Source organism: Streptomyces sp. NPDC101166, from assembly GCF_044768125.1.
Lineage (GTDB): Bacteria > Actinomycetota > Actinomycetes > Streptomycetales > Streptomycetaceae > Streptomyces.
Genome location: NZ_JBIWPF010000004.1, coordinates 168,405 through 190,913, shown reverse-complemented (window position 1 = coordinate 190,913; position 22,509 = coordinate 168,405). Strand labels below are relative to the sequence as shown.

Below are 22,509 nucleotides of genomic sequence, written 5' to 3'. Positions count from 1 at the left end.
GGGGTCGGGGTGGGGTTACAGCCCGACGGTCAGGAGGGCGTGGGTCTTCGTACCGGGGGTGTTGTCGTAGGCGAGGGCTCCTGTGGTGGTGTTCCAGACGCGGAGGGCGAAGGCGCCGGGGGTCTCGGTCGCTGTGGCGCGGAAGGTGTAGCCCTTCTTGCCGTTGAGGGTCGCGGAGCCCTGGAGGACGGCTGTGTCGCCGGTGACGACCAGCCAGTCGAGGGCGGTCGAGCGGAGCGTCAGGCCGGCCGGGGCGAAGTCGAAGGTGACCGCGCCGGCCGGGGCCGTGGCGATGGGCAGGTAGCCGGCGGCGACGGAGAAGAACGCCGTGCCCTTGACTGCCGGCTTGGCCGGGTAGGCGCCCGCCGGGGAGTCGAACAGGCCCGCGCCGACCACCGGGCCCGCGGTGCGGTCGTAGACGATCAGCTCGGGGAGCGTCGTGCCGGCCGTCGCGCCCTCGTCGTCCGTCACGGTGACGACGGGGCGGTGGATGCCGGGCCGGTCGTAGGAGTGCTCGGCGCGGCAGCCGGTCGCGGTGACCTGGCCGGCAGCCGGCTTCGTGCCGTCCCGCCAGTCCACGGTGCAGGTGTGGGTGTCGGACGCGCCGGCGTCGGTGAAGGCGGCGGTGACGACGGCCGGCCGGCGGACCGCGAGCGGGGACTTGGCGGCCGCGGCCGCCGTGATCGCCGGGGCCGCGTTGGAGACCGTGACGGCGGCGGTGTCGCTGCTGCGGCCCGCCGTCAGGGTCGCCGTGTAGACGCCGTCGTCGGTGCAGGTGAGCGTCGTGCGGGCGGAGGCCGAGTCGGCGAGCGTGCAGGGCGCGTCGGCCTGGAGCGTCCACTTGGCCCCGCCGGCGCCGGAGACCGTGCCGGTGAGCGCGATCGCCGCGCCCTCCGCCCCGGTGGCGTCCGTACCGGCGTGGGCGATGCCCACCGGGTCCACGCCCGTCAGCGTGGGCACGACCTTCTTGATCAGACCGTCCGAGTCGAACTCCAGCCGGTCCAGGGTGGTCTCGCGGTGCATGCCGTCACCGCCGGGCATCGCGAAGCGGTGGTAGGCGATGTACCAGTCGTCGGTGCCGGGAACCTGCGTCACCGAGTGGTGACCGGGTCCCTTGACGCCCAGGGAGAGGTCCTTCTCCAGGATCACGCCCCGCTTGGTCCACGGGCCGTAGGGGGAGGAGCCGGTCGCGTAGGCGACGCGGTAGTTCTCGTCCCGGGTGTCGTTCTCCGACCACATGAGGTAGTAGACGCCCTTGCGCTTCACGACGAAGGAGCCCTCGTTGTAGCCGCTCGGGGTGATGTCCTTGATCTTCGAGGCGTCGAAGGAGGTCATGTCCGCGTTGAGCGGGACGACGTATCCGCGCCCGTTGCCGAAGTACAGGTACGACTGACCGTCGTCGTCGGTGAAGACCGCCGGGTCGATCATCTGGCCGCTGAGCTGGCCCGCCTTCAGCAGCGGCCGCCCGAGCGGGTCCTTGAAGGGACCGGTGGGAGAGTCGGACACGGCGACGCCGATGTTGGCGTCGGCCGAGAAGTAGAAGTAGTACTTGCCGTTCTTCTCCGCCATCGTCGGCGCCCAGGCCCTGCTGTCCGCCCAGGACACGTCGGGCCCGAGGTCGAGGATGACGCCGTGGTCCTTCCAGTGGACCAGGTCGGTGGAGGAGTACGCCTTGAACCGCGTGCCGCTCCAGCCCTCGAAGCCGTCGGTGGTCGGGTAGAGGTAGAAGGTGTCGCCGAAACGGACGATGTTGGGGTCGGCGTTCAGCCCCGGCAGCACCGGCGTCCTCATGACCAGCGCCGACACCGTCCAGGTGCGCTTCTTCCCGTCGGAGCCGGTCACCTGGTACGTCACCGGCTCGCTGAAGTCCTGCACACTGCCCGACGCCGGGCTGATCGCCGCACCGTGAGCGAGCGTGAACTGCGGTGCCAGAGCGCTCAGATCGGTGCCCTCCTTCATCGGCAGGGTGATCCGGCCGCCCGCGTCGTCGATGATCGCGTCGACCTTCAGCGCGGGGTGCGTCGCCTTCGCGATGCCCGCGGTGTTGCCGCTGAGCTCCATGACCTCCTCGGCCGACAGAGCCCGGCCGTAGACGCGGAAGTCGTCGACCTCGCCGCCGAAGTACGGGTCGGCCGCGTACAGGGACCTGCCGATGTAACCGCTCTGGCCCTTGGCCGCGTCGTACAGCTCGGACGGCTTGACTGCGGTCGTCGTGCGGGCCGCCTCCACCCCGTCGACGTAGAGGACCATCCGGCCGGTCGCGCCGTCGAGGGTGACCGTCACATGCCGCCACACCCCGGGCGTCAGCCGGGAGCCCGCCGTCAGCTTGGACTCCGCCGACCAACTCGCCGTGGTGATGGCCGAGTAGAGGCTGTTGCCGCCGTTGGACGGGGTGGCGAAGAGGTACTTGTCGCTGTCGGGGCCGAGCCCGAACAGCCACTGGAAGCTGTCGCCGCCTTTCCACTTGGCGTACGTCGACACCGTCACGCTGCCGGCGTCCTTCAGCAGTCCGTTCGGGATCTTCACGTACGGGGAGGTCGCGGAGTCCCCGGACATCGCGAACGAGCCGCCGTGCACACCGGTCCCGAAGGCGGGGGTGCGCACATAGGCGCCGTGCAGGCCGTGGCCGCTCACGTCACGGGCGATGCTGCCGGAGGTCTCGTCGAAGGTGTAGTGCAGGAGCAGGTCGGCCGGTGCGTCCGGGCCCTCGGTCGAGACGGTGACCTGGGCGCGGACGGCGGTGGCGGAGCCGTCCGCGAGCGCGCCGGCCACGGTGAAGGTCCCGGGCCGGGAGTACGCGGTGGCGGGGACGGCGTCCCAGGTGACCGCGACGGGACGGCGCACGCCGTCGGCGTACTCGGCGACGACCGTCGCGGGCAGGACGGGGGCCCGGCCCACACGCGTGCCGACGCTCACGTCCTCCACGTCGGTGACCTGCTGGTCGGGCTGGTAGGCGTGCAGCAGCCGGTCGTACTCGGCCTGGGTGACCGGAAGGACGGTCCCGTGCCGGGGCCTCGCGGGCAGGTCGTAGCCGGTGGACGGGGTCCACACGCCGGCGTCGAGGTCGGTCGTCTCGAAGGGGATGTAGCCGCGTCCGCCGAACTCGTCGAGGAACGCGTACCACTTGTCCTCGGTGTTGGACTTGAACACCAGCGGCCCCTCGGCCGCGTTCATCGCGCCCTTGCCGATGCCCTCGGCGACCGGCTCCCAGGAGAGGTTCAGCAGCGAGTCGCTCTTCTCCTCGAAGACGAACTTGCTGTTGGGCGTGGAGGAGCTGTTGTTGCGCTCGTCCTTGGAGAGCCGGTAGTAGACGCCGTCGTGCCGGATGACGGTGGAGTCGATGACCGAGTAGCCCCGGTCGACCCACACCTTGGGCTCGCTGAAGGTGTAGAAGTCACGCGTGGTGGCGTACATCATCCGGTTGTACGTGTCGCCGGTGTGCCCGGCGTCGGCGTACAGCTTCGACGCCCAGAACACCACGTACTCGCCGCGCTCGGCGTCGTAGAACGCCTCCGGCGCCCAGGTGTTGCCGGCGCTGTCGGGGGAGACCCGCACCAGGCGCTGGTCCGTCCAGTGGACGAGGTCGGTGGACTCCCACACCATGATGGACTTGCTGCCGGTGCGCTGGGAGGCGTCCCAGTCGCCGTTGCCGTAGATCCTGAGGTCGGTGGCGATCTGGTAGAACTTGTCGCCCTCGGGGGAGCGGATGATGAACGGGTCGCGCAGACCCCGCTCGCCGAGGGACGAGGTCAGCACGGGCCGCCCGTCGTTGAGCTCCCGCCACTTCAGCGGGTCGTCGCCCTTGCTGAGCGCGAAGGAGACCTGCTCGCCGTCCGCGGTGCCCTCGCCGGTGAAGTAGCTGAAGAGGTAGCCCTTGAGGGCGGCGGGCGCCGGGAGCGCGGGGACCTTCGCGGTGAACGCGCGGGTCGCCTTCGCCGCGCCCTTGGTGACGGTCGCGGTGAGGTCGACGGCGGTCGCGCCGGCGCCGGGCGCGGGCCGGCGGACGACGCCGTCGGCGGAGACCACGTCCGGGCGCGCGGAGGTCCAGGAGACGGCGGTGCCGTACGCGCCGGACGCGGGGAGGGAGAGGTTGCCCCGTGCGTCGCCGAGGTTGTGCACGGTGAGCGCCTCGGCGGCCTGCCGGACGGCGGTGGCGTCGTCGTACATGGCGAGGACCGTGACGTCGAAGGACCGGGTGGCGGTGACCGTGCCCTTCTTCAGGGTCGCGGTGAGCGTGGCGTGGCCGTCGGGCTCTCCGGCGGCGGGGCGGGTCACCTTGCCGGCGGCGGACACCACGGCCGGGGCGTCGCTGGCCCAGGTGATGGCCGAGCCGCCCGCCGTGCCCGTCCTGGGCAGGTCGAGGTCGGCGGTCACGGCGCCGGTGTCGCCCAGAGTGAGGGCGGCCTCGTCGTCGGCGACGCCCCGCGTGGCCACCGGGAGGGAGAGCTGCGAGACCTCCGAGGCGGCCAGCGCCCGGTCGTAGACGCGGAAGTCGCGCATCCGGCCCTTGAACAGCTTGTCGCTCGAATAGACCGACTTGCCTATGGAGTTGGCGGTGGTGGCGCCGGCGCCGATGGCGCCCGGGGTGGCGCTCACCGCGGTGTTGCGGGCGACCTCGACGCCGTCCTCGTACAGGACGCCGGTGCTGCCGGTCTGGGTGTAGGCGATGTGTTTCCACACCGAGCGGGCGAGGTTGTGGGAGTCGGCCGGCTTGGTGGTCTGCTCCGTCGACCAGTTGCCGGTGGCGATCGAGGTGCGGAAGGAGTTACCGGTGGTGAACAGGTAGCCGTTCCCGCTGCCGCCGCTCGTGTTGCCGAAGCCGTAGAGGAAGTACGGCGCGCTCTGCGTGGCGTCGATCAGCACGTCCGTGGAGACGGTGATCGAGGCCATGCCCTTCATCAGGTCGTTGGGCGCCTTGACGTAGGTGTCGGCGCCGTTGAAACCGAGGCCCTCACCGGGCCGGGACCAGTCGGCGGAGCCCTGGACCACGCCGTCGCGGCCGTGCCCGGAGGAGTCGGCGGCGCCCGACGGGCCGTCGAGCTTGTACCAGAGGGCCAGCCCGTCGGTGACGTCCCCGCTCTCGGCCGCCTGGACGGGGGCCGCAGCCGCGGTGAGCCCGAGGAGCAGTGATCCGGCGGTGAGTCCGGCGAGCCGTCTCGCCCAGCGTCTCGCCCGGTCGCGGGGTGGGGGGATGTGCGTCATGAGGGCCCGCCGTTTCAGCTGTGTGACGTGGTGTTGCGAGAGTGTCAAACGGGCTGTGGTGTGGCGTCAAGAGATCTCGAACCACGTCCGACCTGCCGAACAAGGCGTGATGTCGTTTCAAAGCTCCCTGGCGCCCGACGAGTTGACGAGCGAGGCCAGGAGGTGGGCGCGCACCGCCGGCGCCCGGGCGCTCCGCACCCTCCTCGAAGGACCCGCCGGCGGCCGGCTCTCCCGAGGCGCCGGACGGGACGGCCGCCGGCGCCGCGCCTTGAGCGCCGGCCCCTTCTACCCCGTATGGAGCACAGGTCGGCACGCTGAGCCGAGTGGCCTGATTCACATGGCACTGAGGTGACCGCACCGACACGATGGTGCCGTCACCGGCAGGCTGAAGGGATTCCAGGATGTTCCGCAAGGTGCTGGTCGCCAACCGTGGCGAGATCGCGATCAGGGCGTTCCGCGCCGGCTACGAGCTCGGCGCGCGCACCGTCGCCGTCTTCCCCCACGAGGACCGCAACTCGCTGCACCGGCTGAAGGCCGACGAGGCCTACGAGATCGGGGAGCCGGGACATCCGGTGCGCGCGTATCTGTCGGTGGAGGAGATCGTCGGCGCCGCCCGCCGCGCGGGCGCCGACGCCGTCTACCCGGGCTACGGGTTCCTCTCCGAGAACCCCGAACTGGCCCGCGCCTGTGAGGAAGCGGGCATCACCTTCGTCGGACCCGATGCCCGCACCCTGGAGCTGACCGGCAACAAGGCCCGCGCGGTCGCCGCAGCCCGCGCCGCCGGCGTGCCGGTGCTGGGCTCCTCGCAGCCCTCCACCGACGTCGACGAACTGGTCCGCGCGGCCGACGAGATCGGCTTCCCGGTCTTCGTGAAGGCCGTCGCCGGCGGCGGCGGACGCGGCATGCGGCGCGTGGAGGACCCGGCGCAGCTCCGCGAGGCCGTCGAAGCCGCGTCCCGCGAGGCGGCCTCCGCCTTCGGCGACCCCACCGTCTTCCTCGAGAAGGCCGTCGTCGAACCCCGCCACATCGAGGTGCAGATCCTCGCCGACGGCCAGGGCGAGGTCATCCACCTGTTCGAACGGGACTGCTCGCTCCAGCGCCGCCACCAGAAGGTCATCGAGATGGCGCCCGCGCCCAACCTCGACCCCGAGCTGCGCGACCGGATCTGCGCCGACGCCGTCCGCTTCGCCCGCGAGATCGGCTACCGCAACGCCGGCACCGTCGAGTTCCTCCTCGACCGCGACGGCAACCACGTCTTCATCGAGATGAACCCCCGCATCCAGGTCGAGCACACGGTCACCGAGGAGGTCACCGACGTCGACCTCGTCCAGGCCCAACTGCGCATCGCCTCCGGCGAGACGCTCGCCGGCCTCGGCCTGTCGCAGGACACGGTCAGGCTGCGCGGCGCGGCCCTGCAGTGCCGCATCACCACCGAGGACCCCGCCAACGGCTTCCGCCCCGACACCGGACGCATCAGCGCCTACCGCTCCCCGGGCGGTTCCGGCATCCGCCTCGACGGCGGAACCACCCACGCAGGCACCGAGATCAGCGCCCACTTCGACTCGATGCTGGTCAAACTCACCTGCCGGGGGCGCGACTTCCCGACCGCGATCGGACGAGCCCGGCGCGCCGTCGCCGAGTTCCGCATCCGCGGCGTCGCCACCAACATCCCCTTCCTCCAAGCCGTCCTGGACGACGCCGACTTCCAGGCCGGACGCGTCACCACCTCGTTCATCGAGCAGCGCCCGCACCTGCTGACCGCGCGTCACTCCGCCGACCGCGGCACCAAGCTGCTCACCTACCTCGCCGACGTCACCGTGAACAAGCCGCACGGCGAACGGCCCGAACTGATCGACCCCACCACCAAGCTGCCGCCCCTGCCCCAGGGCGAGCCGCCCGCCGGCTCCCGCCAGCGCCTGATCCACCTCGGCCCCGAGGGCTTCGCCCGCCGACTGCGCGAGTCCCCGACCATCGGCGTCACCGACACCACCTTCCGCGACGCCCACCAGTCCCTGCTGGCCACCCGTGTGCGCACCAAGGACCTCCTCGCCACCGCCCCGGTCGTCGCCCACACCCTGCCCGGCCTGCTCTCCCTGGAGTGCTGGGGCGGCGCCACCTACGACGTCGCCCTGCGCTTCCTCGCCGAGGACCCCTGGGAACGGCTCGCCGCCCTGCGCGAGGCCGTCCCCAACATCTGCCTCCAGATGCTGCTGCGCGGCCGCAACACCGTCGGCTACACCCCCTACCCGACCGAGGTCACCGACGCCTTCGTCCAGGAGGCCGCCGCCACCGGCATCGACATCTTCCGCATCTTCGACGCCCTCAACGACGTCGGCCAGATGCGCCCCGCCATCGACGCCGTACGCGAGACCGGCACCGCAGTCGCCGAGGTCGCCCTCTGCTACACCTCCGACCTGTCCGACCCGAACGAGCGCCTCTACACCCTCGACTACTACCTGCGCCTCGCGGAACAGATCGTCGAGGCCGGCGCCCACGTCCTCGCCGTCAAGGACATGGCCGGCCTGCTGCGCGCCCCCGCCGCCGCCACCCTCGTCTCCGCGCTGCGCCGTGAGTTCGACCTGCCGGTGCACCTGCACACCCACGACACCGCGGGCGGCCAGCTCGCCACCTACCTCGCCGCCATCCAGGCCGGCGCGGACGCCGTCGACGGCGCCGTCGCCTCCATGGCCGGGACGACCTCCCAGCCGTCGCTGTCCGCGCTCGTCGCCGCCACCGACCACTCCGAGCGCCCCACCGGCCTCGACCTCCAGGCCGTCGGCGACCTCGAGCCCTACTGGGAGGGCGTCCGCAGGATCTACGCCCCCTTCGAGGCGGGCCTCGCCTCCCCGACCGGGCGCGTCTACCACCACGAGATCCCCGGCGGACAGCTGTCCAACCTGCGCACCCAGGCCGTCGCGCTCGGCCTCGGCGACCGCTTCGAGGACATCGAGGCGATGTACGCGGCCGCCGACCGCATCCTGGGCCACCTGGTCAAGGTCACCCCGTCGTCCAAGGTGGTCGGCGACCTCGCCCTGCACCTGGTCGGCGCCGGCGTCAGCCCCGAGGACTTCGAGTCGGCGCCCGACCGCTACGACATCCCCGACTCCGTCATCGGCTTCCTGCGCGGCGAACTCGGCACCCCGCCCGGCGGCTGGCCCGAGCCGTTCCGCACCAAGGCCCTCCAGGGCCGCGCCGAGCCCAAGCCGGTGACCGAACTGAGCACCGAAGACCGCGAGGGACTGGAGAAGACCCCCCGCGCCACCCTCAACAGGCTGCTGTTCCCCGGTCCGACCCGCGAGTTCGACACCCACCGCCAGGCCTACGGCGACACCAGCGTCCTGGACAGCAAGGACTTCTTCTACGGTCTGCGCCCGGGCAAGGAGTACGCCGTCGACCTCGACCCCGGAGTGCGGCTGCTGATCGAGCTCCAGGCGATCGGCGAGGCCGACGAGCGCGGTCTGCGCACCGTGATGTCCTCCCTGAACGGCCAGTTGCGCCCCATCCAGGTCCGCGACCGGGCCGCCGCCACGGACGTCCCGGTCACCGAGAAGGCCGACCGCTCCAACCCCGGCCATGTCGCAGCCCCGTTCGCGGGCGTGGTGACGCTGACGGTCGCCGAGGGCGACGAGGTGGAGGCCGGCGCCACCGTGGCCACCATCGAGGCGATGAAGATGGAAGCCACCATCACCGCCCCGAAGGCCGGCCGGGTGAGCAGGCTCGCCATCAATAAAATCCAGCAGGTGGAGGGCGGGGACCTGCTGGTCGAGGTCGGATAGCGCGACCCCCGGGGGCCGGCGCCGGCCGGTCCGGGGCGTTCGGTGTCCGAGCCGGGCGGGGCGGGAACTCGTGGACGGGCGGTCCGTTCAGATGGGTGACGCCCCGTTCGTGCCCGGCGCCCACGCCGGGCGCCGACCCCTGAGAGAGTTCGCCGCATGACGATTCCGCCCGCCGGCCCGACGTACCCGCCCTACCCGGCGCCGCCCGCGCCCGACCCGCGGCACTCCGAGGCGCTCGCCTACCATCGCCTGGCCCGGATCTCGGCCCGCCATCGATGGTGGCGGCCGCTCGTGGGCACGCTGTTCCTGCTCGTCGGGATCGTGTTCACCCTGTTCCTGGTGTACGGCCTCGCCGACGTCTGGGGAGCCGCGCGGGACTATCCCGTGGACCGCGACGGCATGACGGAGTTCGGTCCCGTCGCGGGGACCGCCGTCGACCTCGTCGCGATAGCCGTGGCGATCCCCGTGGTACTGCTCGCGGTGCGCTGGATCGGCGCGCGGCCGGCCGGCACCGTCTCCTCCGTGACCGGCCGACTGCGCTGGCGTCTGCTCGGCACGTACGCGCTGGCGGCCCTCGCCGTCAGCGTCCTCACCGGCGCCGTGATGTTCCTGCTGCCCGGGGACGACGAGCCGGCGAGCTGGGCGGGCTGGGATTTCTTCCTGCCGGCCCTGGCCGTGCTGTTCGTCCTGGTGCCGTTCCAGGCCGCCGCCGAGGAGTACGTCTTCCGCGGCTGGCTCACCCAGACGGCGGGCGCGTTCCTCCGTTCGCCCTGGATCGCGGTCGTGCCGCAGGCGGTGCTGTTCGCCGCGGCCCACGGGTGGGGCACCCCGTGGGGCTTCGTCGACCTGGTCGTGTTCGGCGTCGTCGCGGGCCTGTTGAGCGTGCGCACCGGCGGACTGGAGGCGGGCATCGCCCTGCACGCGGTGAACAACCTGTTCGCCTTCGGCTTCTCGGCCGCCGTCGTCGACGGCCTCAAGAGCGACGAGACGGCCGCCGACTCCCCGTGGCAGGTCGTGCTCGTCGACGTGTCGGGCATGCTCCTGTACGCGGCGATCGTCCTGTGGCTGGCCCGCCGCCGCCCGCCGGTCCACACCGCCCAGGCCCCGCCGCCGGTCCCCCCGCACCCGCACTTCCCGTTCCCCGGCCACCCGGCCGCGTACCCGGGGTACCCGGCGTACCCGCACGCTCCGTACGGCGGCCCGCACCAGACCCCGTACGGCGGCCCGCACCAGACCCCGTACGGCGGCCCTCCGCACCCCGCGCACACCGGAGGACCGCACACCCCGTACACGGTGCCGCACCAGAACCCGTACGGCGGCCCTCCGCCGGGCCCCTCTGCCGACGCCCAGGAGGGCCGTGCGGACGGGGCAGGTCTGCCCCCGGGGACAGGGCCCTCTGCCTCGGCGTCCGATGACGCCGGGCGCGCCCCGCGCTAACGTCCGCCCGTGAGCAACCGCATCTCCCCCCGACGGCCGGTGGCGTGAGCGACGACAGCACCGTCGAGACCCGGGCGCACGCACCGCGACCACCGCACGGCGACAGCGCCGGAGCACTACAGGACCGGCCCCCGGACTCCGTCCCGCCCCCGCCCCCGCCCCGCGGGACGCGGCGGGGCGCCGGCCCCGTGACCCTTCTGGTGCTTCCGGGCCTGCTGACCCTCGCCGCGGTGGCCGGCGTCCTCGCGCTGACGGGCGGTCTCCCCGTCGACGGCTCACCGGACTCCGGCCCCGGGCAGAGCGCGGCGGGCGGCGTGAACGAGACGTACGGGCCCTGGCTGCGCAAGGCCGCCGGGGCCTGCACGGTGGTCACCCCGGCGCTCCTCGCCGCCCAGATCGACCAGCTCTCCGGCTGGCGCGACGACACCGGCGCCTCGGGCGAACAGGGCATCGCCGGCTTCACCGACGGCGAGTGGCGCAGCTGGGGCCGCGACGACGACGGCAACGGGAAGTCCTCGCCGCGTGATCCGGCGGACGCCGTCATGGCGCTCGGCCGGCAGGACTGCGCCCTCGCCCAGCAGGTCACCGAGCTGCGCACCGAGGGCGCCGTGAACGGCGACCTCGTCGACCTGACCCTCGCGGCGTACGCGGTGGGGACGGACGCGGTGAAGCGGGCCGGCCGCGTCCCGGGCGGGGCGCTGACCTACCTGGCCGAGGTGAAACGGCTCCTGCCGAGCTACGAGGCCTTCGACAAGGAGCCCCCGGGCGACGCCGGTCCGGCGGGAGGGGCGGTCCTCACCGCGCCCCTGGCCACGCTCACCGTCACCTCCCCGTACGGCTCGCGCCAGCACCCCCTGACCGGCGTGACCAAACTGCACACCGGCGTGGACTTCGCCGCCCCCCAGGGGACCCCGGTGACGGCCGCGCGGGACGGCAGGGTCGTGTTCGCCGCGATGACGAAGGCGTACGGCAACCGGGTCGTCCTCGACCACGGCACGATCGAGGGCAAGCGGCTGGAGACGACGTACAGCCATCTGTCCGCGCTGGACGTGAGGGTCGGACAGAGCGTGCGGACCGGGGCCCTCGTGGGCCGGGCCGGCTCGACCGGCCTGTCCACCGGCCCGCACCTGCACTTCGAGGTCGTCTACGACGGCTACTACGCCGATCCGCGGCCCTGGCTGGGCGCCGGCGGCTGAGGCCGCCCGCGCCGCGGGGGGGGGGGGGGGGCCCCCCCCCCCCCCCCCCCCCGGGCCCCCCCGCGCGCCCGCCCCCCCCCGGGGGGGGGGGGGGGGGGGGGGCCCCCCGGGGGGGGGGGGGGGGGGCGCCCCCCCCCCCCCCCGCCTCCCAGGTGTCCACGGCGTAGTGCACGGTCATCCCGTTGCGGGCGTAGAGCTGCGGCGCGCCGGTCTCGTTGGAGGTGTCGACGCCCAGGCCGACCGTGTCCCGGCCCCGGGCGGCGAACGCCGCGAAGGCGTGCCGCAGCAGCAGCCCGGCCAGCCCCTTTCCCCGGGCCTCGCGCCGGACGCCGATGCTGCGGATCCAGCCCATCGCCTCCCGGTCGTCGCGCGCCATCAGGAACCCGGCGTCCCCCTCGTCCGTGCCGGCGATCCACACCAGCGACCAGTCCAGAGCGGTCCCGTCGATGTCGTGCAGCCACTGCTCGTAGCCGCGCGGCTGGAAGTCGAAGTGCTCGGCGAACGTCGACTGGTACAGCTCGTGGACGCGCCGGCGGTCCGCCTCCGAGTCACAGGGCCGGATCCGTATCCCCGCGGGCGGCTCCGGGGCCCGGTCCTCGGTGGGGTCCACGGGGCGGCGCAGCACGTGGTAGCGCCGTACGACGGACCAGCCGCGCTCCCGGAGCAGGTCGGTGTCGAGTGTGGGCGCGACGTTCAAGTTCAGGTGCACCACGGCCCGTTCGGCGCCGTTGTCCCTGGCCTTGGCCAGCGCGCGGGGCTCCATCGCGTCCAGCAGCACCCGCCCGGCCTCCTGGTGCTCGGGCAGGACGTAGTGGTCGATGTCGACGCGCTCGCCGCCCGACTCGTCCCACAGCAGCCCGTAGGCCACCAGCCGGTCCCCGTCGAAGGCGAGCCAGGAGTCCCGCGTCAGATCGGTCTCGGGGTGTTTCAGGTCCGCTTCGACGGTGTGCAGGTCCGTCTCCGGCCGGCCGATCTCGATCAGGTCGACGGCGTTGAGCAGGTCGGTGACGGCGGGCGCGTCGGTGAGCGTGGCGGCACGCAGGACGTAGGACATGGGGCCAGGGTCCGGGGCCGGCGGCGGCCACCGCAACGGGTTTTCCGCACACGGGCGTTCGAGGGGTCACACCCGCTCAGCCGGCGGAGACGTTCTGTGTCGCCTCGCGTGCCTCAGCGAGGGCTCGCTGCCTGATGTCGCCGTCGAACAACTGGATCGTGGTGGCGCTGAGGATGTCATTCCCGCCGATGGTCCGCCGGTCCCCGGTGCGGGTGGACAGAGCGACGAGGGAATCCTCGAGGGGCGGCGGGGGCGGGGCCGGTTCACCCGGCGTCGCCAGGACGACCGTGCCGAAACGTTTGATCCCTCCCTCGCGGACGACCATGGCCGCGTCCCGGGCCAGGCGTGTCATGAATACGCTCGCTATTCCGTCCAGGTCACGGACCATCGTGGGGACGGCCGTAGCCCCCTGGCTCCGCAGCAGCTTCTTGACCCCGGCCTCGAACCTGTGGGCGCCGACCACACCACTCTGCTTGGGCGGCCTGCTGCGCTTGGGAGGCGGAACGACGCCGCCGTCCAGGCGGTTGAACGTCGGGCTGTGGGCGTACCACTCGTCCCCCACGTCGAGCTCGATGTTCCGCCCGAGCGCCGAGAGGAGGTCCCTGGGAATCAGTCTCGTCCGCGCCTCCTCCGCCGCCGCTCTCCTCGCGGCGTCGATGATCTCCGTCAGCACCGTTCGCGTCACCGCCGCGGCGGCCCGCGCGGCGGACCCAGAGACATGCATCGGGGTCACGTCCCTGAACACGGCTCTGGCGAGGGACGGTTTGAACGGCGGGACATCCATGACCGAGGCGGTCTCGGGGCCCCTGCGCTTCGGGCGTCCGGGCTTTGCGGTCATCGGAGGAAACGCTCCCTGCTGTCGGAGTACTGGTCAGACCCACACCCTTGCCCATCCTCCGTGGAAGCGGCACCCGGTCAAGGGCCTGACGGGCACATCCCGACGGTGTCGACGGCCATGAAGACGCCCAGGCGGGCAGCCGCCAGGTGTCCGGACCGGTGGCCCCACCCGGGGCCGGCCCCCGCGGCGGCCCACCGCCGCACCCCGGCCGACACCTCCGGCCGATCCGTACCGGCAGAGCGCTTCCACGTCCCTGCTGCCGCCGCACCTCGGCGTTGTTCAGCATCCGCAAGTGCGAGGAGTCGCGCAGGTTCTACGACCGCAAACGAGCTGAGGGCAAGCGCCACACCCAGGCCGTCCTCGCCCTCGCCCGCCGCCGCGTCAACGTCCTCTGGGCCCTCCTACGAGACGGCCGGTGCTACGAGCCAGCTCCGCCGGCAAGGGCTGCCGCGTAGGAACCGACGCGGCACGTTCCGCGTCGGACGGTCGATCTGGCGCGTTCAGTCAGACCAGGCAGAACTCGTTACCTTCAGGGTCTGCCATCACCACGTGATCCGGCCTGCCCTGCAGCTCGTCCTCGCGGACCACAGTCGCACCCGCCACGGTCAACCGCTCGACCGCCTCGACCACACGCGGCCAGCGGATCTCCCACGGTGTTTCACGGCCGCCACCTACTTGCACGTCAAGGTGCAACCGGTTCTTCGTCAACTTCGGCTCCGGCACTTTCAAGAAGGACAAGGTGGGTCCTACGCCGTCCGGATCCGAGAGATACGCCCCGTCATCCCACTCGTCCTCCGGAACGCCATGGTGCGCGAACCACTCCTCCCAGCTCCCGAACCCTGCGGGCGCGGGCTTCTCCACATAACCCAATGCCAGCGCCCAGAACTTGGCCAGCTTGGCCGGGTACGCGCAGTCGATCGTCAAGCTCCACTTGGTCGCCATGAGCCCTCCCCAGTCTGATGGACGCACCGTACCGGGCACCTCTGACAATCCCCGGCCCGCTACTTCGCGCGTGCCCTGCGGCCTGACGAACGGCATCAGGAATCGATGCGTCGAAAGAGCGTCAGTCAGGGCGGCTGTCATGCGAGGGCGAGCACCAGCACGCACAGGATGATGAGCGCGAGCAGCGCGTACAGCAGGACGGCCAGTGAGGCGTCCGGCGTCACCTGCGGCGGCGGTGGCGGCGGGGTGGGTGGAGGCGGGGGGAGCGGAACGGGGGCCGAGTCGAACAGGTCGGGGTGGCGTTGCGCGAGCCGCTCGCACCAGGGGCACGAGGTGAGGTGGGAGGCGTAGGTGTGGTGGGTGCGCACGGCGCAGGACGACACCGTGCTCCGGGTGCTCTCCAGCGCCTCGAACCACTCGATCGCGGTGGGCCGGGCCGCCGGGTCCGACGGACCGGTGCCGAAGGTCCGCCGGGCGAGGGCGAACAGGGCGGGCGGAAGGACGCCCGGCCGCACCGTGCCGCGCGGCACGACGACCCGTTCGGGCTGGTCGACGTACGAGACGCCGCCGGAGATGCGGCTGCGCATCGACACGCTCTCGGAGCCGGCGTCCTTGAGGTGGCCGGCGAACGGGTGGGTGCCGCCGGTGAGCAGCTGGAACACGCAGACCGACAGGGCGAAGCTGTCACTGGCCCGCGAGGCCGTGCCCCGGGTGAAGCGCTCGGGTGCGCTGTAGGCGGGCGTGTGCATCTCCGACGGGTAGTGGGCGCCGTCCTCGGGGTCGTCGAAGGACATGGAGTCGCAGTCCAGGAACGTCACGAAGCCGTCCCGGTCGACGACGATGTTCCGGGCCGAGAAGTCGCCGACGACGATGCCCTCGCTGTGCAGGCGGACCGTCAGATAGGCGAGGTTCCAGGCGACGCCCAGCAGGAAACGCCAGTCGAGCTCCGGACGGAACCAGGCGGCCCTGCTGCGCCGGTCGAACAGCGCCGCGAGCGGCACGTGCGCCGGCTGGGCGAAGCGCTGCATGGCGTATCCCACGATGGCGCCCTCGGCGTCCCGGACGAGCGCCGCGGGCCAGGCGAGTTCGGGCGCCTGACGGCCGTCGGTGGCCCGGCCGGTCAGCGGCGACATCCGGATCATGCCGGCCAGCCTGCGCTGCTGCTCCGGACCGGGGGGCTCGTGGTAGATCTTCACCACGCGTTCCGGGCGGCCGACGACGGCGTGGACGGCGGCCTGACCGCCGCTGGCGAGCGGCTCCTCTTCCAGCGGGGTGGGCTCGCCGTCGATGAAGACCTGGTCCATCAGCTTCTGACCGCCCTGACGAGCGTCTTGTCGTCGGCGTTGTCAGCGGCCAGCCGCCGCGAGTGCAGCAGCCGGGTCAGCTCGGCCACCTCCTGCTCGGCCGGCACGTCCGGCCGCTCCATCGCACCGAGCACCTTGGAGACGAAGGTGTGCTTCGCCCGCCGGTTGTCGTTGCCGGGGGACTCCACGGCCGCCTGGGTGAGCCCGTCGGTCGACAGCAGGATGCCGGTGATCCCGTCGTCGACGACACAGGCCGTCTCCAGCCGTTCGGCGGCGTCGTCGGAGGTGACGAAGAAGGCCTCGTTGCTGTACTCGCTGACCGGGGCCGGCTGGGGCAGCAGATGGAACAGGGGCGCTCCGGCCGAGGTCCCGGCGCGCAGCATCGCGAACCCGTCGCCGACGCTGAGGTAGCCGAGCCAGTGCCGGGTGCGCACGACGACGGTCAGGGTGGTCGCGTAGTCGTCGGGCCGCGACCCGGCGTACCGAAGGAACTCGGCCCGCAGGCGGGTGAACCGGCCGCGCAGGAACGAGCGCACCTCGTGGGGCTCCCTCGGCAGCGAGGAAGCGGCCAGGAACATCGAGGGGGCGAGGTTCACGGCGAGTTGGGCGCCCTCACGGGACATCGGGCGGCTGCCGGCCCCGTCCGCCACGGCGAGCAGAAAGGTGTCGGGGTCGGCCCTGTGACAGACGAAGGCGTCCTGACAGGGAATGTTGTCGCTGCGGTGCCGGTGGCCGGGCACGCTCAGCCCGTGCAGCTGCCACTGCGGGGAGTGCGTCATGCCGCTCACCCGTTGTTCCACGCGGACCGCTGGCTGGTGAAACGGGCGAAGATCTTCTCGTAGATCTCCTCGCCGTCCCCCTTGTCCTGCGCTCCGGCGCTCGCCGACATCATCTGGAGCACCTGACGGAACGGGAATCCCTGGAGCCGGGCGTAGTACTTGGGCGCGATGGCCCGCAGCACCTCCTCGCCGTGCGGGGTGATCCCGCCGACGCCGATCGCGAACAGCCGGAACTTCTTGCGCCGTTGCTGTTCGGCGAGGAGCGGCACCACCCCCCGCCAGTCGTCGGTGAGGTGGCCCTCTCTGGTGGTGGGCTGGCCGTCGGTGATCAGGCAGATCTGCGGGCGGTAGTACAGGTGACCGGCCTGCCGCAGTGCCGACTTGCGGGCCGCCACCAGTCGTACGGCGGTGCGCAGCGCCTCCGTCATCAGGGTGACGCCGCCGGCCTGGAGGAGCGGCGGGCGGAACGAGTGCGCAGCGACGAAGGCGTCGGGGTCGGCCGCGTCGGGCAGCACCGTGGCGCCCCGCCAGGCGCACACCTCACGCCCGCCGAAGGTGATGAGGGCGACCTCGACGCTGTGGGCGAGATTGACGTCGGTGCTCAGATCGCGCACCCATTCCTGCAACGCGCCGTTGAGCATCGTGATGGGCGCGTCGGCCATGGACATCGAGGTGTCCAGGCACAGCACCAGCGGCTGCCGCTGGGCGTTGCCGTCGGGCACGATGTCGTCGTAGTAGAGCGGAACACTGCGGGAACGCTCGTCGTGCATGGAAGTACCTCTGCGGGTCGCTGTCGCCGGGGGTGCGGTGTCTGACGCTCGGTCAGGCCGGGTGCGGATCAGTCGTCGTCGGGCGCGACGGGATCGTGCGCGGTCAGTCCGCCGGCGCCGTCGTGGACGACGCGCACGGGCCGTCCCGGCGGCGGCGGTTCGCCCGGGCCGCCCCAACCGGCCCGGTACAGCAGGCCGTCGACGTCCACGTAGCCCTGCGGGCGCAGCGTCGTGCGGACCACGCCGGACCGGTGTGCGGCGGCCGGACCGGGCGTCGTGGGCAGTTCGGCGGAATGCGGCGTCATCTCCCTCTGCGTCAGGGGCTGTTGGGCGGTGGGGCGGTCCGCTTCCGCCGCCGGCGTGTCCGGGACGGTCGCCGGCTGCCTGTGGGGGGCCGGACGGGTGGTCTCCGGTCGCGGCGCGGACCGTGGGGCGTGGGCGGTCGTCTCCGGTGGCCGTGCGGTGGGCTCCTGGCCGGGCGGCCTCTCCGGTGGCCGTGCAGTCCGTCCCGGCCGGGCGGTGGCCTCCCGCCGCCGCGAGGTCGGCTCCCGGCGGGAGGCCGAGGAGGCCGACGACCTGCGGCGATGCGCCGCCTCCACCGGTCCTCCGGTCCTGCGGACCATGAGGCCCAGGGTGGTCACCAGGCACAGGAGAACCGCGCCGACGACGAGGAGCACGGCGAACGAGTCGCCCGACGCGTCGTCCTGGGCCTCCACGTCCGTCGGGGGCACGCCGCCGGCCCCGCCGCCGTCCGCCCGGCCCGCGCCGGAGTCGGCGGGTGCGGTGGAAGGCGCAGGTCCCGCGGTGAACACGGAGGTGCGCGCGTCCTGGGCCAGCTTGCGCCGTACGAGGTCGCCACCGCTGCGGTTCCGGGCGCGGACGGTGTCGCAGAAGCCGTCGGGAGAGCAGCCGTCGAGTTCCGTCAGGCGACGGTGTTCGGACACGCTCAGCGGGCTGATCGAGCTGCTCTCTGCGACGATCCGGTGCGAGGCGAGGGCGAGCAGGAGGGTGCCGCCGGAGCCGGTGCGGACGCCGTCCGGCACGATCACGATGAGCTTGTCGCGCAGCTTCGGCACCGCGTCCGCGACGGCGTCGAGACCGGGTTCCCCGCCGAGGGACTGGGTCGCCGAGACGGTGACGACGATGGAGCGTTCACCGCCGGCGGCGGCGTTCCCCCAGCACAGCACCGACCGGGTGAAGTCGGCCTGGGCGCATCCGGCCGCCGCGCGCGTGGACGCGGTGACGGACGGCGGAGGAGGTTCCGGCTGCATCGCGCCGGACGGCGTCGCGGGGCCGAGGACCAGCGACGGGACGAGCAGAGCGGCGCACAGCAGCAGCCGCCGGACGACGTCCCGGGGCCAACGGCGGAGCGGGGCCGGGCGGGAGCGGCGCGCCGGCGTGCGGGGGGCCCGGCGCGCGGGCGCGCCGCGGGAGCCCCGCGCGGGCGTGCTGCGGGAGCGGTGCGGCGTGGGAGCGGGACGCGTCACAGGCGGAAGACCTCGCGGCATCGGGCGAACATGGTCACGGCCTGGTCGACCCAGCCGGACGCGACGGCGTCGAAGTCCTCCTGGCTCAGCCGGCACGACAGGGGCAGGGTGCACACGCCTCCCAGGTGCGGCCGTGTGCCGCGGACGTTCCACACGGACAGGGTCGGCGTCAGCTGCTCGGTGTTCCAGGCGTTGGCCGCGGCGGCGCCGCGGGCCAGCTCGCCCGGGGCCAGACCGCGGCCGTTGGTCATGAACGCCACCAGGAAGCGGCGGGAGGTGGTCAGCCGGACCTCCAGCTCGTCGGCTCCCGCCGGGCGGTGGGTCATGCTGAGGGTCATGTGCGTGGACTCCTCGCGTACGTCCATCCCGCTCGCCGAGGCCCAACCGGCGGCCAGGCGGCTCCACTCGGCGTCGAGGAGAAGCGGGGCGGTGCGAGCGTCCGGCTCAGGAGGCATGGCCGGCCGCCTCCAGGAGCAGGGCGTCCGTCAGCCCGGCCGCCAGCACGGCGTGCGCGTTGCGGGCGAGGTCCAGGTCGACGTGCTGGGGCTGCGGCTGCCACAGCGTCGGGGCGCACGGCCCCGCCGCGGGAATCGTCTCGGGCGGCGCTCCCGGGGGCGGCGGAGGCGGCGCCGACGGCGGGCGGACGCCGGGCGCGGAAGGGGAGCCGGGACCAGCCGGGCCGTCGGGGCGGCGGCCGAGCGCGTCGAGGAGATCGGCCGGGGTGGGCCGTTGCGCCGGGCGCTTGGCCAGACAGGTGGAGACCAGGGTGCGCAGCCCCTCCGGCAGCGAGCGCACGTCGGGCGGGGTGTTCACGATGCGGTACACCAGTTCGGCGTTGTTCCCCGCGCCGAAGGGACTGCGCTCGCCGGCCGCGAAGGCGAGGACCAGCCCGAGGGCGAAGACGTCGCTCGCGGGGGTCGGCCTCTGCCCGGTGATCTGCTCCGGTGACATGAAATGCGGGGTGCCCAGCACGGCGCCCGGATCGGTGAGCGACGGAAGGGCCGGCACATGGGCGATGCCGAAGTCGATGACCCGTGGACCGGCCGTGTCCATCAGCACGTTGTGCGGTTTGAGGTCGCGGTGGACGATCCCTGCGGCATGGATGTCGAGCAGTGCCTCGGCCAGTCCGGCCCCCAGCCGCCTCGTCTCCTGTGCGGTGAGCGGGCCGTTCGACCGGACGGCGTCCCACAGGGTGGGGCCGGGGACGAAGACGGTGGCCAGCCAGGGCTCCTCGCAGTCGGTGTCGGCGTTCACGACCGGGGCGGTGTACGCGCCGTTGACCGCCCGGGCGGCGGCCACCTCACGGGCGAAACGGCTACGGAAACGGGGCTGCCTGGCGAGTTCGGGACGGACCACTTTCACGGCCACCGGCCGGCCGCCCGGACTGTGCGCCAGATATACGGAACCCATGCCGCCCTGGCCGAGCAATCGCACCACCTGATACGGGCCGACACGTGTCGGAATCGTTCTCTGGTCCAAGGATGTTCGGTCCCCCCGAAATGTGTTCACACCTGAATTCCGCGTCGCCGCACATGAACTGACGGGCGGGGTGGTGAATACCGATCCACCGTAGCGGCGTTGGCCGAATCGATACCCCCGCGATACGAAAAGAAGGAAAGGGAGAGGGGGCGTGCGGGGGTGCGGGGGAGCGCACTCGCCGGGGGGCGCGACAGCCCCCTGCACGCAGGCCCGGAACGAGCAACACGCCCCAGGGGCGCATGAGTCGAGGGGTGAGCCCTGTATGCGCCCCCGGTCGCCTGGGGAGAATCCTTCCGTCCGCGATCACGCGGCGGCCACGCACCGGGTGTGCGGCCGCCGACGTACAGGGAAGGCAGGTCGGTCGTCGTGTGGTTGCGTCTTCCCACCTCCGTGTCCGAAGCCCAGGAATTCCTGGCGGCCGGGGCCGTGCCGATAGGCGGGGCGTCCCTCGTGTGGGCGACATGGCAGCGGGACGGTTTCCCGGAACAGGCCATGTCGCTGCGCGAGGTGCCCGAGGCCAACGTGGTCGGACGGGGGACGCTGGGCGCGGCGGTGGTACTGAGCCGGATCGGCGACGGCGTGCCCGAAGTGCTGCGCGCGGCCGCGGCCACGGTGGGCACCGGGGCCGTGCGGCGTACGGCGACGGTCGGCGGCAACATCGTCGGCAGCAGCCTGCGCTGTCTGCTGCCCGCGGCGCTCGCCCTGGACGCCCGGGCCACCGTGCTGGAACCCGACCGGGTCTACGAGACCGACCTCGCCGAGATCGTGGCCAAGCGGCCCCTCCTGCTGGACCTGAAGTGGGACGAGCCCTCGGTCAGCGGCTACCGCAAGCTCGCCGGCGAGGCGGGCGGCCCGCCGCCGTTCGTCGTGGCGGCCGCCGTGCACGCCGACGCCGGCGCCGAGGGCGGGCGACGCCTGCGGGTCGCCGTCCGCGACGGCTACGAGGTGCTGAGCGAGAGCGCCCCCTGTCAGGCCGCGCCCGAGGACACCGTCGCCGCCCTGCGCCGCACGGACCTGGGCGCGCTGGACCCCCTCGCCTGGGCGGCCGTGAGCGACCAGGTCACCGAGGTCCTCACCCGCCCGTCCACGGGCTGACTCCGGCCGGCACTCCCGGCCGGCACTCCCGGCCGACGAAGGCGGCCGGGCAGGGGGCCGCCCCGCTCCCGGCGTTGTCAGTGGCGGTTGGTACAACTGCGATCACCACACAACGCACCCTCGTCCTTCACAGGAGCGGCCGTATGACCATCGGTGACCACCTCTCGGAGCTGTACCGGCTGCCCGCCCACACGTTCCCCGGACCCGACGCCGGAACGGACGGACTGCCCGGGGCGGAAGCGGTCGCCTGGCGGATCACCAGCGACGTGTACGACGCCGACGAGGACTGGACGGCCGCGTTCGCCCGTTTCCGCGCGGCCGTCGACACCACCCGCGTGCGCGCCCTGATCGTCGGCGCCTGGCAGGATGCCTACGAAACCGAGCCGACCGCCGTCCTGGAGGCGCTGATCGCCGCCCGCGACGGTTTCCCCGCGCTGCGGGCGCTGTTCGTCGGCGACATGGTCTCGGAGGAGTGCGAGATCTCCTGGATCAACCAGACCGATGTCACGCCGCTGCTCGACGCCTTCCCCGAACTGGAGGAGTTCGGCGTCCGGGGCGGCTCGGAGCTGCGTTTCCCGCCGGTCGAGCACACCGGGCTGCGCAAGCTGGTCATACAGACCGGCGGGCTGCCCGCCGACGTCGTGCGCGGCGTCGGCGCGAGCGAACTGCCCGCGCTGGAGCACCTGGACCTTTGGCTGGGCACCGCCGAGTACGGCGGCGACAGCGAGGCGGCCGACCTGGAGCCGATCCTTTCCGGCGACCGGCTGCCGCGGCTGCGCCATCTGGCCCTGCGCAACAGCGAGACGCAGGACGCCGTCGCCGCGGCCGTCGCCGTCGCGCCCGTGGTGGCCCGACTGGAGGTCCTGGACCTGTCCATGGGCGTCCTGACCGACGAGGGCGCCACCGCCCTCCTGGCCGGCCGGCCGCTCACCCACCTCAGGAAACTCGACCTGCACCACCACTACATCAGCGAGCCCGTCCAGGAGCGGATCCGGCGGGCCCTGACGCCCGAGGGCGTAGAGGTCGACCTCGACCGGGAGGACGCCGAGGACGACGAGGACGGTGACGGCACGGCGTGGCGCTACGTCGCCGTGGGGGAGTGAACCCGCCCACCGCGCGCCGCGCCACCGCCGTCGGCACCGCCACCGGT

14 protein-coding genes and 2 pseudogenes are annotated in these 22,509 nt (G+C 72.9%); 6 read left to right on the top strand and 10 right to left on the bottom strand.

Annotated features, from left to right (window positions below; all coding sequences use genetic code 11):
* Positions 1-15: 15 nt before the first annotated feature.
* Positions 16-5,202 (bottom strand): family 43 glycosylhydrolase, encoded by a 5,187-nt coding sequence (locus ACIRS4_RS09735; protein WP_404192505.1) that lies wholly within the window; start codon positions 5,200-5,202, stop codon positions 16-18.
* A gap of 401 nt (positions 5,203-5,603) precedes the next feature.
* Between ACIRS4_RS09735 and ACIRS4_RS09730 the strand changes: the two genes are divergently transcribed.
* The 3 genes from ACIRS4_RS09730 (at position 5,604) to ACIRS4_RS09720 (ending at position 11,611) form a co-directional block, all read left to right on the top strand.
* A complete protein-coding gene (locus ACIRS4_RS09730; RefSeq protein ID WP_404192502.1) occupies positions 5,604-8,978 on the top strand; it encodes a pyruvate carboxylase in 3,375 nt (1,124 codons plus the stop codon).
* A gap of 156 nt (positions 8,979-9,134) precedes the next feature.
* Positions 9,135-10,415, top strand: coding sequence for a type II CAAX prenyl endopeptidase Rce1 family protein (locus tag ACIRS4_RS09725; protein ID WP_404192499.1), 1,281 nt, complete (start codon positions 9,135-9,137; stop codon positions 10,413-10,415).
* Positions 10,416-10,459: 44 nt separating this feature from the next.
* Entirely contained in the window at positions 10,460-11,611 is a 1,152-nt protein-coding gene (locus ACIRS4_RS09720; protein ID WP_404192496.1) for a peptidoglycan DD-metalloendopeptidase family protein, read from the top strand.
* Between the two features lie 145 nt (positions 11,612-11,756).
* Here the strand turns inward: ACIRS4_RS09720 and ACIRS4_RS09715 are convergent.
* Both ACIRS4_RS09715 and ACIRS4_RS09710 read right to left on the bottom strand, forming a co-directional pair.
* A pseudogene (locus ACIRS4_RS09715) lies at positions 11,757-12,665 on the bottom strand (GNAT family N-acetyltransferase); the annotation flags it as partial.
* 76 nt (positions 12,666-12,741) lie between these two features.
* On the bottom strand, positions 12,742-13,503 hold the full coding sequence (locus tag ACIRS4_RS09710; RefSeq protein ID WP_404192493.1) for a hypothetical protein: 762 nt from the start codon (positions 13,501-13,503) through the stop codon (positions 12,742-12,744).
* 278 nt (positions 13,504-13,781) lie between these two features.
* On the opposite strand from ACIRS4_RS09710, the pseudogene ACIRS4_RS09705 reads away from it, so the two are divergent.
* A pseudogene (locus ACIRS4_RS09705) lies at positions 13,782-13,958 on the top strand (IS110 family transposase); the annotation flags it as partial.
* Between the two features lie 49 nt (positions 13,959-14,007).
* Here the strand turns inward: ACIRS4_RS09705 and ACIRS4_RS09700 are convergent.
* From ACIRS4_RS09700 to ACIRS4_RS09670, 7 genes are all read right to left on the bottom strand, one after another.
* Complete coding sequence (locus ACIRS4_RS09700) at positions 14,008-14,445, bottom strand: VOC family protein (RefSeq protein WP_404192490.1); 438 nt, start codon at positions 14,443-14,445, stop codon at positions 14,008-14,010.
* A gap of 137 nt (positions 14,446-14,582) precedes the next feature.
* Positions 14,583-15,749, bottom strand: a complete 1,167-nt coding sequence (locus ACIRS4_RS09695; protein WP_404192487.1) for a protein kinase — start codon at positions 15,747-15,749, stop codon at positions 14,583-14,585.
* Complete coding sequence (locus ACIRS4_RS09690) at positions 15,749-16,528, bottom strand: PP2C family serine/threonine-protein phosphatase (RefSeq protein ID WP_404192484.1); 780 nt, start codon at positions 16,526-16,528, stop codon at positions 15,749-15,751. Before ACIRS4_RS09690 ends, ACIRS4_RS09695 begins: the two co-directional genes overlap by 1 nt.
* A 5-nt stretch (positions 16,529-16,533) precedes the next feature.
* Positions 16,534-17,298, bottom strand: coding sequence for a VWA domain-containing protein (locus ACIRS4_RS09685; RefSeq protein WP_404192482.1), 765 nt, complete (start codon positions 17,296-17,298; stop codon positions 16,534-16,536).
* A gap of 68 nt (positions 17,299-17,366) precedes the next feature.
* Positions 17,367-18,785, bottom strand: coding sequence for a hypothetical protein (locus ACIRS4_RS09680; RefSeq protein ID WP_404192479.1), 1,419 nt, complete (start codon positions 18,783-18,785; stop codon positions 17,367-17,369).
* Positions 18,782-19,240, bottom strand: a complete 459-nt coding sequence (locus ACIRS4_RS09675; RefSeq protein ID WP_404192477.1) for a hypothetical protein — start codon at positions 19,238-19,240, stop codon at positions 18,782-18,784. The genes ACIRS4_RS09680 and ACIRS4_RS09675 overlap by 4 nt, the downstream gene beginning before the upstream one ends.
* Entirely contained in the window at positions 19,230-20,219 is a 990-nt protein-coding gene (locus tag ACIRS4_RS09670) for a serine/threonine-protein kinase (protein ID WP_404192474.1), read from the bottom strand. Before ACIRS4_RS09670 ends, ACIRS4_RS09675 begins: the two co-directional genes overlap by 11 nt.
* A 411-nt stretch (positions 20,220-20,630) precedes the next feature.
* Here ACIRS4_RS09670 and ACIRS4_RS09665 point away from each other — a divergent pair, with 411 nt between their 5' ends.
* Together ACIRS4_RS09665 and ACIRS4_RS09660 are read left to right on the top strand one after the other, a co-directional pair.
* Positions 20,631-21,359 carry an FAD binding domain-containing protein gene (locus ACIRS4_RS09665; RefSeq protein WP_404192472.1) on the top strand — a complete coding sequence of 243 codons (729 nt, stop codon included), beginning with the start codon at positions 20,631-20,633 and terminating at the stop codon, positions 21,357-21,359.
* Positions 21,360-21,502: 143 nt separating this feature from the next.
* Positions 21,503-22,462 carry an STM4015 family protein gene (locus ACIRS4_RS09660; protein ID WP_404192469.1) on the top strand — a complete coding sequence of 320 codons (960 nt, stop codon included), beginning with the start codon at positions 21,503-21,505 and terminating at the stop codon, positions 22,460-22,462.
* Positions 22,463-22,509: the final 47 nt, after the last annotated feature.

Coding starts and splice junctions, on each gene's coding strand:
- ACIRS4_RS09735 (WP_404192505.1), bottom strand. CDS start 5,202: ATGACGCACATCCCCCCACCCCGCGACCGGGCGAGACGCTGGGCGAGA.
- ACIRS4_RS09730 (WP_404192502.1), top strand. CDS start 5,604: ATGTTCCGCAAGGTGCTGGTCGCCAACCGTGGCGAGATCGCGATCAGG.
- ACIRS4_RS09725 (WP_404192499.1), top strand. CDS start 9,135: ATGACGATTCCGCCCGCCGGCCCGACGTACCCGCCCTACCCGGCGCCG.
- ACIRS4_RS09710 (WP_404192493.1), bottom strand. CDS start 13,503: ATGACCGCAAAGCCCGGACGCCCGAAGCGCAGGGGCCCCGAGACCGCC.
- ACIRS4_RS09700 (WP_404192490.1), bottom strand. CDS start 14,445: ATGGCGACCAAGTGGAGCTTGACGATCGACTGCGCGTACCCGGCCAAG.
- ACIRS4_RS09695 (WP_404192487.1), bottom strand. CDS start 15,749: ATGGACCAGGTCTTCATCGACGGCGAGCCCACCCCGCTGGAAGAGGAG.
- ACIRS4_RS09690 (WP_404192484.1), bottom strand. CDS start 16,528: ATGACGCACTCCCCGCAGTGGCAGCTGCACGGGCTGAGCGTGCCCGGC.
- ACIRS4_RS09685 (WP_404192482.1), bottom strand. CDS start 17,298: ATGCACGACGAGCGTTCCCGCAGTGTTCCGCTCTACTACGACGACATC.
- ACIRS4_RS09675 (WP_404192477.1), bottom strand. CDS start 19,240: ATGCCTCCTGAGCCGGACGCTCGCACCGCCCCGCTTCTCCTCGACGCC.
- ACIRS4_RS09660 (WP_404192469.1), top strand. CDS start 21,503: ATGACCATCGGTGACCACCTCTCGGAGCTGTACCGGCTGCCCGCCCAC.